The organism is Polaromonas sp. P1_G4, from assembly GCF_056405475.1.
On sequence record NZ_JBFUCA010000074.1, the window covers coordinates 1 to 12,125 of the forward strand.

General features: G+C 62.0%; 12 protein-coding genes. 8 read left to right on the forward strand and 4 right to left on the reverse strand.

Annotated elements, in window-relative coordinates; translation table 11 throughout:
• From AC1D1X_RS05880 to AC1D1X_RS05895, 4 genes are all read left to right on the forward strand, one after another.
• Positions 1-358, forward strand: a 358-nt coding sequence (locus AC1D1X_RS05880; RefSeq protein ID WP_477697963.1) for a CBS domain-containing protein, incomplete at its 5' end; no start/stop codon positions are given.
• 320 nt (positions 359-678) lie between these two features.
• Positions 679-1,047: an Hpt domain-containing protein gene (locus AC1D1X_RS05885; RefSeq protein ID WP_477670261.1), complete on the forward strand. Its 369-nt coding sequence runs from the start codon at positions 679-681 to the stop codon at positions 1,045-1,047.
• Positions 1,048-1,077: 30 nt separating this feature from the next.
• The gene (locus tag AC1D1X_RS05890) at positions 1,078-3,978 is read left to right on the forward strand and encodes a PAS domain S-box protein (RefSeq protein ID WP_477697964.1); all 2,901 of its coding nucleotides are present in this window, start codon (positions 1,078-1,080) and stop codon (positions 3,976-3,978) included.
• 2 nt (positions 3,979-3,980) lie between these two features.
• Positions 3,981-4,364 (forward strand): response regulator, encoded by a 384-nt coding sequence (locus AC1D1X_RS05895; protein WP_477647940.1) that lies wholly within the window; start codon positions 3,981-3,983, stop codon positions 4,362-4,364.
• A 305-nt stretch (positions 4,365-4,669) separates the two neighbouring features.
• Here the strand turns inward: AC1D1X_RS05895 and AC1D1X_RS05900 are convergent, their stop codons facing one another.
• Complete coding sequence (locus AC1D1X_RS05900) at positions 4,670-5,536, reverse strand: exodeoxyribonuclease III (protein WP_477670259.1); 867 nt, start codon at positions 5,534-5,536, stop codon at positions 4,670-4,672.
• 11 nt (positions 5,537-5,547) lie between these two features.
• On the opposite strand from AC1D1X_RS05900, the gene pyrE reads away from it, so the two are divergent.
• Entirely contained in the window at positions 5,548-6,297 is a 750-nt protein-coding gene (pyrE, locus tag AC1D1X_RS05905; RefSeq protein WP_477670258.1) for an orotate phosphoribosyltransferase, read from the forward strand.
• A gap of 51 nt (positions 6,298-6,348) precedes the next feature.
• On the forward strand, positions 6,349-6,975 hold the full coding sequence (locus AC1D1X_RS05910; protein ID WP_477697967.1) for a DUF4124 domain-containing protein: 627 nt from the start codon (positions 6,349-6,351) through the stop codon (positions 6,973-6,975).
• A 39-nt stretch (positions 6,976-7,014) separates the two neighbouring features.
• Here the strand turns inward: AC1D1X_RS05910 and gatB are convergent, their stop codons facing one another.
• Genes gatB through gatC form a run of 3 tightly spaced genes read right to left on the reverse strand, consistent with a single transcriptional unit; the run spans position 7,015 to position 10,338 of the window.
• Positions 7,015-8,514, reverse strand: a complete 1,500-nt coding sequence (gatB, locus tag AC1D1X_RS05915) for an Asp-tRNA(Asn)/Glu-tRNA(Gln) amidotransferase subunit GatB (protein ID WP_477697965.1) — start codon at positions 8,512-8,514, stop codon at positions 7,015-7,017.
• A gap of 10 nt (positions 8,515-8,524) precedes the next feature.
• Complete coding sequence (gene gatA, locus AC1D1X_RS05920; RefSeq protein ID WP_477670256.1) at positions 8,525-10,030, reverse strand: Asp-tRNA(Asn)/Glu-tRNA(Gln) amidotransferase subunit GatA; 1,506 nt, start codon at positions 10,028-10,030, stop codon at positions 8,525-8,527.
• 8 nt (positions 10,031-10,038) lie between these two features.
• A complete protein-coding gene (gene gatC / locus AC1D1X_RS05925; protein ID WP_477670255.1) occupies positions 10,039-10,338 on the reverse strand; it encodes an Asp-tRNA(Asn)/Glu-tRNA(Gln) amidotransferase subunit GatC in 300 nt (99 codons plus the stop codon).
• Between the two features lie 282 nt (positions 10,339-10,620).
• Here gatC and AC1D1X_RS05930 point away from each other — a divergent pair, with 282 nt between their 5' ends.
• Both AC1D1X_RS05930 and mreC read left to right on the forward strand, forming a co-directional pair.
• Complete coding sequence (locus AC1D1X_RS05930) at positions 10,621-11,664, forward strand: rod shape-determining protein (RefSeq protein ID WP_457281706.1); 1,044 nt, start codon at positions 10,621-10,623, stop codon at positions 11,662-11,664.
• A 58-nt stretch (positions 11,665-11,722) separates the two neighbouring features.
• Positions 11,723-12,125: rod shape-determining protein MreC (mreC, locus tag AC1D1X_RS05935; protein ID WP_477697966.1), on the forward strand; the 403-nt coding region annotated here is incomplete at its 3' end.

The following is a 12,125-nucleotide window of genomic DNA, read 5'->3' on the forward strand; positions in this document are numbered from 1 at the left end:
CATCAAGGCCTTGCCGGTGGTGGACCGTAGCTTCCGCATCGCGGGCATCATCACGCAGGCCGACTTCATGCGGGCGGCAGAACTCGATTTGTACGAAGGCTTTGACGCCAAGTTGAGGCAGCTGGTGCGCACCACGCGCAGCGTTTACTCCGACAAACCTGAAGTCGTCGGCCAGATCATGACCCGCAATGTGCGGGTGGCGGGCATGCACCGTCGGCTGGTGGAACTGGTGCCGCTGTTCGGCAGCACCGGTCACCACCACATTCCCATCATCGGGGAGGGGGGGCGGCTGGTGGGAATTATTACCCAGTCTGATGTGATCGCCGCGCTGGGGCGGGCTGCCGATCCATCGGCTTGATGCGCGCGGCGCCTCCAATGATTGAATACTAATGTATTTAGTTACCGCATAGATTCAGGGTTTTTTGCGATAAAGCAGTCTATAAGAATTAATTATCCGTCGGTACAGATGATTCGCTTCTGACATCCCGCCGCAAGCGGTGCACCCCAAGGCGAAACCTCGTACTTGTCCTACGCTGCGTTTTGGCACCTGCGCCGTAAGATAAGCCGCATGTGCTTTCTTCTTCATCAAGTGCAACATGCGTGCCCGCGCGGCTTGCATGCCAAGGCGACTTCGGGGCTGGTCACCAGCTTCTCCCGCGGCACCGCATCAAATAGCGCATGGCTGGCGCCAGCTTTCCGGATGCCATGACGCAACCCAACCCGGCCCTGCTCGCATTTCTGGAGGAGCAGCGCGCCGATTACACCCGCTCGTTGCCGCGTCGTCTTGAGCAGGTGGCGGCCTTATGGCAACAAATTCTCAACGGCGACGATCTGGCGCAGGCTCTGCCAACCCTGGAACGCCATGCGCACAGCCTGGCCGGATCTGCGGCAACCTTCGGATGGGTCGACCTCGGTCTTGCGGCCCAGGCGCTGGAACTGGCCATAGAACCTCATGTCGGTGCCGGCCGGCCGCTTTCGCCGCAGGTGCAGGCCGAAGTCGGACGGGCAGTTAAGGCACTGCAGCAGCGCTTTCCCGGTACTGCGTGAACGCCTACGATCAGATCGCACAAAATGTCCATGGTTTCCTCCAACGCTTTTCTGGTCAAGATCAAAATCGCATTGGCTGCAGGCCTCGTGCTGATGATGGTTGTGGGTGCGGCCTCGTACATCGGCATCGACCGCCTGATTGAAACGGCGCAATCCCGGGTGCGCACGGAAGACACGCTGGTGATGCTCGAGCGTGCGGACTCCGGCCTCCGCACGGCCGAGTCCACATTGCGGCAGTATCTTCTGAGCGGCAGCCCCCAGGAGCTGGAGGAGTTCCAGCGGGCTCGGGTCGAGTTGCGCGCGATCAGGGCACGCATGCGCAGCGCCAACGTGCTGCAGGAGGCCGTGGAGTTTGACGAACTGATCAACCAGCGCGCCCTGATCGCGAACCAGTCCATCGCGGCGCGCAAGGCGTCCGGCCCCGAAGCCGCTGCGACCGTTCTTGGCAGTGATGCCAGCCGGCAATTGAGGCTGCGCACCGACGGGTTGCTGGAAAACGCGCGTAATCGCGAGGTCCACAAGTGGCGTGACGCGCAGGCCGCGGCGGAGCATAGCGCCCAGTGGGCTCAGGGCTTCATCATCGCGGGAAACCTGTTGTTTGCCTGCATGCTGGCCTGGATGGTCTATGTGGTCAAGCACTATGAGCACGTGCGAAAACGCGGTGAGGAGCAATTGCGCGACACAGAAGTGATGAGCCGCAGCATTACCGAGGGGATGGTCGAAACGGTGATCACCACCACGTCCGACGACATCGTTCTGGAGGCCAACGCGGCGGCTTTACAGCTCTTTGGGTATGAGAAAAGCGATCTGATCGGCCGTGACGTGTCGGAATTGGTGCCGCCGCGGTTTCGCCAGCAATACAAGGATTTCACCTCCATGATGCGCGAGCAGCCGGAAACATTCCGGATATCCGGGCAGGAAGTGCGCGCCATGCGCAAAGATGGCAGCGAGTTCATGGTCAGTGTGTCTTTTAGTGATGTGCAGGTCGGCGGCCGCCGCCTTTTCACCGCGTTGATGCATGACATTACCGAGAGCAAGCGCATCAGCAAGGCCTTGCGGGCGAGCGAGTCCCAGCTGCGCCAGGTCACCGATACGGTGCCGGCCCTGATTGCCTACCTCGATACGGAGCAGCGCTTTCGCTTTCACAACCGCGCTTACGAAGCTGCTTTCGGCCTGAGCTTCGAGCAGATCGACGGGCACCCCCTGGCTGAAGTCCTGGGTCCGGAGATTTACGAAACCGTCCGGGAGAAAGTGGAAGAAGTGCTGAGCGGCAAGCCGGTCCGCTACGAACGCACCCAGGTGACGCCGCAAGGCGAGCGCAGGCACTTCGCGATGCAGTATTTCCCCCGCTACGGCGAAGGCGCAGCCAAAGACAAGGTCATCGGGTTCTTCTCAATGGGCACGGACATCACCGAGCTCAGGCGTATCGACCGCATGAAGACCGAATTCGTGTCCACCGTCAGCCACGAGCTGCGCACGCCGCTGACGTCCATACGCGGCTCTCTGGGGCTGATTTCCGGCGGCGTGGCCGGTGAGCTGCCTGCGGCGGTGARGAACCTGGTGGGCATTGCCCAAAGCAACTGCGAGCGCCTGATCCGGCTGATCAACGACATCCTGGACAGTGAAAAAATCGAGTCCGGCAAATTGCGCCTGGACCTGCAGGTGGTGGACCTTCGGCAACTGGTGCAGCAGGCGCTGGTCGCCAACGAGGGCTTTGCCAGCCAGCACCGGGTAGACCTCGTGTTGCGGGCGCCTGACGTCGCCCTGCAGGTGCGGATCGACGCCGATCGCATGACCCAGGTTTTGACCAATCTTCTGTCCAACGCGGTCAAGTTTTCGCCGCCGGGCAGCCCGGTGGAGGTCAGGCTGTCACGGTCGGCGCAGCGCGTTCGCGTCGAGGTGGTTGATGTCGGCCCCGGCATTCCCGAGGAGTTCCACGGCCGCATTTTCCAGAAATTCTCGCAGGCAGATTCTTCCGACACCCGGCAAAAAGGCGGAACCGGCCTCGGCCTGAATATTTCCCGCGCGCTGGTGGAGAAGATGGACGGCACGATCGGCTTCAGCAGCGCGGAAGGCGTGGGAACCACCTTCTTTTTTGAAGTGCCGGAATGGACCAACCCGGTGCCACTGCTGCAACCCGTGCGGATACAGCCGGCTGTTTCAACCCGGCCCCGCATCCTGATCTGCGAAGGCGATCCCGATGTGGCCAGGCTGATCAGCATGATGCTGAGCAAGGCCGGGTTCGACTCCGACATGACACACAGCGCGGAGCAAGCGCTGGCTTGCCTGGCAGTTAACAGCTACGACGCCGTGACGGTAGACCTGAAACTGCCGGGGCAGAACGGCGTGGCTTTTATCGGCCAGCTGCGGGAGGACGAACGAACCCGCCACCTGCCTGTTGTGGTGATCTCGGCCATGGCCGAGCAAGGGCAGTTGCAGTTCAACCGCAAGCCGCACACGGTGTCGGACTGGCTGAAAAAGCCGATTGACGAGCGGCTCCTCATTCACAGCCTGCGCCGGGCCGTTGTCAGTGTGGATGAAGGCAAACCGCGCGTTCTGCATGTCGAAGACGACCAGGATATCCAGCAAATCACGGCAGCCATTGCGCAGGACTTTGCGACCTTCGAATTTGCCACCACGCTGGACGAGGCTCGCGCCCTCCTGCGCCAGCATTCATTCGACCTGATCCTGCTGGACCTGTCGCTCGGCAGCCATTCGGGCTGGGACCTGTTCGAGGATATCGACGCCCTGGATCCGCGCCCGCCGGTGATCGTGTTCTCGGCCGGCGACGTAAACCCGGCAGATGGCAAGCAGGCCGATGCGGTGCTGGTCAAGGCCCATACTTCCAATACCGAACTGCTCAATACAATCCAGCGTGTGCTCCAGATTCCCGCCGACTACCGCCCCACCCAAWCCCAACCCCTGATCTGATCATGACCAAACCACTGACCCGTATCCTGTATGTCGAAGACGAACCCGACATTCGTATGGTTGCGCAAATGGCGCTGGAAGCCGTAGGCGGCTTCACCGTTATCGCCTGCGCTTCGGGCCAGGAGGCGCTGGATGCCGCACCGGGCGCCGGCGCCGACCTGCTGCTGCTGGACGTGATGATGCCCGGCATGGACGGGCCCAGCACGCTCAAAGGTCTTCGGGCATTGCCGGCCACGGCCGACACGCCGGTGATTTTCATGACCGCGAAGGTGCAGGCTGCAGAGGTCGCGGTGTATAAGGGCCTGGGCGCCATGGAGGTGATCCCCAAGCCGTTTGACCCGATGGAGCTGTCTACCCAGATCCAGCGCATCTGGGCGGCGCAGTAGAGCCCCCACGGTCGCTCACTTTATGTAGCTCCCTGCCCCCCGAGGGGGCCGCCCGCCTGCGGTCTGGCAAAGCCGAAAGATTGGCACACCCCTATCGGGCTCACTGCGTGTAGACCTTTTCCCCTTGCAGGGGACGGTGCCTGCGGCCCGGCAAAGCCGGATCCGCGGCCCCGGCTGGGTTGAAAATTCAGGGACTAACCAGCGGGGTATTCACCAGCAGGGGCCGCGGGACTGGCTTTGCCAGACCGCAGGCGCCGCCCCCTGGAAGGGGGGGACAGGCTACACGCAGTGAGCCTGGGCGGGGGTCAAAGTCCAAACTCATAGTCCACGCTCATGGGTGCGTGGTCGGAAAACCGCTGTTCCTTGTAGATATGTTCGCTGCGGGCCAGCGCGGCAAACGCCGGGGTGGCGAGGTGATAGTCCAGCCGCCATCCTACGTTCTTGGCATAGGCCTGGCCGCGGTTGCTCCACCAGGTGTAGGCCGCGTCCGTGGCTGTGGGCTGCAGCTTTCGGTAGACATCGACCATACCGCCGCCCTTGACCGAGGGGCCTGTGCGCTGTGTCAGCTCCTGTGCGGCTTCGTTGGCCAGCTCGGCATCGCGCAGCAGCTCGGTCATCCAGGCGCGTTCTTCGGGCAGGAAGCCGCTGTTCTTCTTATTACCCTTGAAGTTTTTCAGGTCGATTTCCTGGTGCGCGATATTGATGTCGCCGCACAGCACGAAGTCGCGCGTTTCCTTCAGGGCCAGCAGGCGCGGATAAAACTCGGCCAGGAAGCGGAACTTGGCGGCCTGGCGTTCCTCGCCCGAAGAGCCGCTCGGGAAATAGCAGCTGATGATGGACAGCTTGGGGCTTTGCTTGCGCCCGGGTCTGTCAAAGCGCAGTTCCACATAACGTCCTTCGGCATCGAATTCGGCGGAGCCGTAGCCCACGATGACGTCGCTGGGTTCGTGCCTCGTGTACACGCCGACCCCGGAGTAGCCTTTTTTCTCGGCGAAATGAAAATGGCCTTTCATGCCGGCGATTTCCTCGAACCGGCCGCTCATGTCGGCGGCCTGGGCCTTGAGCTCCTGCACACAAATACAATCCGGCATGGATTGTGCAACCCAGTCCAGCAACCCCTTGCTGGCTGCGGAGCGGATACCGTTGAGGTTGAGGCTGGTTAATTTAAACATGGGACTTTCAAATGAGCACGGCAGGGAAACTGGACAACAAGGACGAAGCGCATTCTGCGGACGGTGCGCTGGCACAGGAATTCGTGCAGTTTGCCGTCGAATCAGGCGTGCTGCGCTTCGGGCAATTCAAGACCAAGGCCGGGCGCATGAGCCCCTATTTTTTCAATGCCGGCCTGTTTGACGACGGGGCCAAGCTGGGCCGGCTGGCGCAATTCTATGCGCGCCACCTGCTGGCCGAAGAAGAGCGCAGCGGTCTTGAATTCGACATGATTTTCGGGCCCGCCTACAAGGGCATTCCGCTGGCTGCCGCGGTGGCCGTCGAGCTGGCGCGGCTGGGGCGCAATTTTCCGTTTGCCTACAACCGCAAGGAGGCCAAGGACCATGGCGAAGGCGGCACGCTGGTCGGCGCACCCGTCAAAGGCCGTGTGCTGATCATTGACGACGTGATGTCCGCAGGCACCGCCGCCCGCGAATCCATTGCCATCATCCGGGCAGCCGGGGCCATTCCCCACGCTGTGGCGCTGGCGCTGGACCGGCAGGAGAAGGCCACCGAAAACGGTGTGGATGTGAACCACAGTGCTGTGCAATATGTTACGAATCAGTTGGGGTTGCAGGTTTGTGCGATTGCGCGCCTGACCGACTTGCTGCAGTATCTCTCCAGGCAGGGCGGCACGTCGGCTATAAGCGCTCCTGAAACGTTATCTTTGCAAGCGCACTACCAGTCGGTGCTGGCCTATCGGGAACGATACGGCGTCAATTAAGGATTCGAATTGCTCCTGCGAACCCTGTTCACGGTCATCTGTGTTTCACTCATGTGCCTGGCCGTCCCCGTCGCAGCGCAAAACATCTACACCTGTGTTGACGGCAAGGGCCGCAAGATCACGGCAGATCGCCCGATCATTGAATGCATAGACCGCACGCAACAGGAACTGGGCCCCACCGGCCTGGTCAAGCGCCAGGTGGGCCCGTCGTTGACCGTGCAGGAGCGCACCGCCCTCGAGGAAAAAGAGAAGGCCGCAGCCGAAGTGCGCGCACGCGAAGCCGAGGAAAAACGGCGTGACCGCGCCCTGTTGCKGCGCTATCCGCGCCGGGAAGTGCACGACCAGGAACGCGTCACCGCGCTGGCCCAGATCGATGAGGTCATCAAGGCTGCGAGCAAAAGAACGGTGGAACTGGCCGCGCAGCGCAAGAGCATCAACAGCGAGCTCGAGTTCTACGCGAAAGACCCCGCCAAGGCACCTCCTGCGCTGAAACGCAGGATCGAGGAAAACGACAACAGCGCTCTGGTGCAGAAGAAGTTCATCCTGGACCAGGAGCAGGAAAAAAAACGCGTCAACCAGCGGTTTGACGAAGAGCTGGTCAAGCTCAAGCAGCTGTGGGCCGTTGCCGGCGCGCCTGCCATTGCGGCCAGTGGTGTTGCTGGCGCCGCAAAAAATTAGCGGCTCGCCCCTGGGCTGTTGTTAACTCCGTCAGAACGGTCAGCCCAGCTTCTTTTTGAGCAACTCGTTCACCTGGGCCGGATTGGCCTTGCCTTTGGTGGCTTTCATGGCCTGACCGACCAGTGCGTTCATGGCTTTGGCATTGCCCGACCGGACCTCTTCGACGTTTTTGGCGTTGGCGGCCAGAACATCATCGATGATCTTTTCCAACTCGCCGGTGTCGCTCATCTGTTTGAGGCCTTTGGCTTCGATGATGGCGTCTACGTCCTGGCCTTCGCCGGTCCACAACGCATCAAACACCTRCCTGGCAGCATTGTTGGAAATCGTGCCGTCCGCAATCCGGCCAATCAGGGCGGCAAGTTGCGCAGCGCTGACGGTGGAAGTTTCAATCGATTTTTCTTCACTGTTCAGCCGCCGCGACAACTCGCCCATGACCCAGTTGCTGGCCAGCTTGGGCTGTTTGCTGAGTGTTGCCACCGCTTCGAAATAGGCGGCAGTGGCTTTGCTTTGCGTGAGTTGGCCGGCATCGTATTCGGGCAGGGCGTAATCAGCCACAAAGCGCGCTGCCATCACGCGCGGCAGTTCTGACATGTCGGAGCGGGTTTTCTCCACCCAGTCACGGCCGATCACCAGCGGCGGCAGGTCCGGGTCAGGGAAGTAGCGGTAGTCCGCGGCATCTTCCTTGGTTCGCATCGAACGCGTCTCGCCCGTGTCCGGATCAAACAACACCGTGGCCTGCTGAATCACATGGCCGTCTTCAATCTGTTCGATCTGCCAGCGCACTTCATAGTCAATGGCCTGTTGCATGAACTTGAAGCTGTTCAGGTTCTTGATCTCACGGCGGGTGCCCAACTCGGCACCGGGTTTGCGCACCGACACGTTGGCATCGCAGCGGAAGCTGCCTTCCTGCATGTTGCCGTCGCAAATGCCGATCCAGGTGACGATCTTGTGCAGCTCCTTGGCGTACGCCACCGCCTCAGCGGACGAACGCATGTCGGGCTCGGTCACGATTTCGAGAAGCGGCGTGCCGGCGCGGTTCAAATCGATACCGCTCATGCCAATGAAATCTTCGTGCAGCGACTTGCCCGCGTCTTCCTCAAGGTGGGCGCGCACCAGGCGCACCGCGCGTTCCTCGCCGTCCAGGAAAAACTCGACGCTGCCGCCTTGCACCACCGGAATCTCGAACTGGCTGATCTGGTAGCCCTTGGGCAGGTCAGGGTAGAAGTAATTCTTGCGTGCGAACACGCTTTGCTCGGCGATGTGCGCATTGACGGCCAGGCCGAACTCAATGGCGCGCTGCACAGCACCCCTGTTCATTACCGGCAGGGCGCCGGGCAGGGCGAGGTCCACGGCGCAGGCCTGTGTGTTCGGCTCGGCGCCGAACGCGGTAGAGGCGCGGCTGAAAATTTTCGATTGCGTGGTGAGCTGCGTGTGGGTCTCAAAGCCGATGATGACTTCGTAACCTTGCACCAGCGGCCCGGTGGGGCGGCCGGCTTGCATTTCGGCGAAAGGGTTGACGGTGGATTGGGTCTGGCTCATGTCAAATCACTCAAAGGCTTGGGGGCTGGCGCAGGTGCCAGTCGGTAGCCAACTGAAACTGGTGCGCGGCGCCCAGCAGTTGCGCTTCCTTGAAGTAGTTGCCGATTAACTGCAGGCCGACGGGCATGCCGCCCGCGCCAAAGCCTGCGGGCACGCTCATGCCAGGCAAGCCGGCGAGGCTGGATGACAGCGTGTAGATGTCGGCCAGGTAGTTGGCCACCGGATCATCGGATTTCTCGCCGATCTTCCACGCGACGGTGGGTGAAACGGGGCCTGCAATGATGTCGCACTGTGTGAAGGCGGTCTGGAAATCCTGCGCGATCAGGCGGCGGATTTTCTGCGCCTTGAGGTAGTAGGCGTCGTAGTAGCCGTGCGACAACACATAGGTGCCGATCATGATGCGGCGCGTGGCCTCGTCGCCAAAGCCTTCCGAGCGCGACTTTTTGTACATGTCGTTGAGGTCGGTGTAGTTGGCGGCGCGGTGGCCATAGCGCACGCCGTCAAAGCGGCTCAAATTGCTGCTGGCCTCGGCCGGCGCGATCACGTAATACACGGGAATGGAGAGTTCGGTGAGCGGCAGGCTCACGTCAATCAATGTGGCGCCCAGCTTTTCATATTCACCCAGCGCGGCGCGCACGGCGGCCAGCACGTCAGGTGCGCAGCCCGAGCCGAAGAATTGCGTGGGCAGCCCGATTCTCAAGCCTTTTAACGGTTTTGCGCCCGCAGGTTCTGCGCCGGCAGCTATCAAATCAGTAGCGTAGTCCGTGATGGGCAGGTCCAGCGACGTGGAGTCACGGTCGGGGTCGGGCCCGGCCATGCTGGAGAGCAGCAGGGCGCAGTCGAGCGCGCTGCGCGCCATCGGGCCGGCCTGGTCCAGGCTGGAGGCAAAGGCCACCATGCCGTAGCGTGAACAGCGGCCGTAGGTGGGCTTGATGCCGGTGATGCCGGTGAGCGACGCGGGCTGGCGGATCGAGCCGCCGGTGTCGGTGCCGGTCGCGGCGGGCACCAGGCGGGCCGCAACGGCGGCCGCCGAACCGCCCGAGGAGCCGCCCGGAATGCGTTCCAGGTCCCAGGGGTTCTTCACCGGCTTGTAGGCGCTGTTGTCGTTGCCCGAGCCCATGGCGAACTCGTCGCAGTTGAGCTTGCCCAGCGTGACCATGCCGGCTGCGCCGAGCTTGCCCACCACAGTTGCATCAAAGGGGCTGCGGTAGTTTTCCAGGATTTTGGAGCCGGCTGTCGTGGGGAAGTCGCGCGTGACGAAAACGTCCTTGTGCGCCAGCGGTACGCCCAGCAGGGGCGCGCGCTCACCGGCGGCGAGGCGGACATCGGCTGCCCTGGCCTGCGTCAGCGACACGTCGGGGCTGGTGGCCAGGAAGGCGCCCAGGTTTTCCTGCCGGATCCGGGCCAGAAAATGCTGCGTGACTTCAACGCTGGAGACTTCGCCGGCGGCCAGTTTGGCGGCCAGCTGGGCAACGCCCAGGTCGTGGAGGTCAGAAGAAGCGGAAGAAGATTTCATGGCGCCGCTCATTCGATCACCTTGGGCACGAGGAAAAGGCCGCGCTCTACGGCGGGCGCACTCACCTGGCTGGCTTCGCGCTGGTTGGGCTCGCTGGCGACATCTTCGCGCAGGCGCAGGGCCACTTCACCGATCACGGCCGCTGGATGGGCCAAAGGCTCCACCCCTTCGGTATTGACGGCTTCCATCTGCTCGACCAGGGCGAAAAAGCCGTTGAGTTGGGCCAGGGTGTGCTCGGTTTCGTCGGGGCGCAATTCCAGCCGCGCCAGGTTGGCGACGCGGGCGATGTCTTGGGGTGTCAATGCCATGGGGTAGGGATGAAGGAAATACGGGAAAAATAAACCAGAAAACAGGGGCTGAAACGAGGTGTAAAGCTGAAAAAACAGGCAGGCTAAAGCTATTGATCTATAGGGGATGCGTTATTATCCCGCCTTTGGTGTGAAATCAGGGTTGGATGCGGGCTTTAGGCGTTTTTTAGGTGCCGGAAGCAGATTTCAGAGCGCCTCTGGCTCAACTTCCCCATAATTGCTTGATCAATAAAAAGGCGATGGAGCAACGAAGTTTGCTCATGCTCAACCGGACTCCTGCATATGTTTGAATCATTCCGTCGGTACTTCTCCACCGACCTGGCCATTGACCTTGGCACCGCCAACACCCTGATTTTTGTACGCGACCGCGGTATTGTGCTGGATGAGCCCTCTGTGGTCGCCATCCGCCACGAAGGCGGCCCCCAGGGCAAAAAAACCATCCAGGCCGTCGGCCACGAAGCCAAGGCCATGCTGGGCAAGGTCCCCGGCAACATCGAGGCCATCCGCCCGATGAAAGACGGCGTGATCGCCGACTTCACCGTGACCGAGCAGATGCTCAAGCAGTTCATCAAGATGGTGCACCCGCGCAGCCTGTTCAAGCCCAGCCCGCGCATCATCATCTGCGTGCCTTGCGGCTCCACCCAGGTTGAGCGCCGCGCCATCCGCGAAAGCGCGCTCGGCGCCGGTGCCAGCGATGTGTACCTGATTGAAGAACCGATGGCGGCCGCGATTGGCGCGGGCCTGCCCGTGTCGGAAGCCAGCGGCTCCATGGTGGTCGACATCGGCGGCGGCACGACCGAAGTCGGCGTGATTTCGCTGGGCGGCATGGTCTACAAGGGCAGCGTGCGTGTCGGCGGCGACCGTTTCGACGAAGCCATCATCAATTACATCCGCCGCAACTACGGCATGCTGATCGGCGAGCCCACCGCCGAGGCCATCAAGAAGAGCATCGGTTCGGCCTTCCCCGGCTCCGAAGTCAAGGAAATGGAAGTCAAGGGCCGTAACCTGTCCGAAGGCGTGCCGCGCAGCTTCACCATCTCCAGCAACGAAATCCTCGAAGCCCTGACCGACCCGCTCAACAACATCGTTAGCGCCGTGAAGAACGCTCTGGAGCAAACGCCCCCCGAACTGGGCGCCGACATCGCCGAGCGCGGCATGATGCTGACCGGCGGTGGCGCCTTGCTGCGCGACCTGGACCGCCTGCTGGCCGAAGAAACCGGCCTGCCGGTGCTGGTGGCCGAAGACCCGCTGACCTGTGTGGTGCGCGGCTGTGGCATTGCGCTGGAGCGCATGGACCGCCTGGGTTCCATCTTCACCTCGGAATAAGCGTCTTCACTTCATGCTGCACGCCGGGCATGAAGCGGGGCCAGCCTGACAGCGAACCATGCCTTTAGGAACCCTCGACAGATCCCCGCCGCCCTTTTTCAAACAGGGGCCTTCGGCGCTGTCCAAGCTGGTGTTTTTCAGCGCGCTGTCGCTGTTCCTGATGGTGGCCGATACGCGTTTTCGCATTACCCAACCGGTGCGCGCCGCGCTGGCTACGGCCTTGTATCCGGTGCAATGGCTGGCGTTGCAACCGGTGCGCGCGGTCAAAAGCAGCGGTGAATATTTCACCACCCTGAACCAGGCCAAAACCAGCAGCGAAGAAGCCGGCCGCAAGCTCGCGCTGCAATCGTTGCGTGCCGGCCAGGTCGAGCAGCTCACGCAGGAGAACAACCGCCTGCGCAAGCTCATGGGCCTGCGCGAGCAGCTCGGCACGCCGGTGATGGCGGCCGAAGTGCTGTACG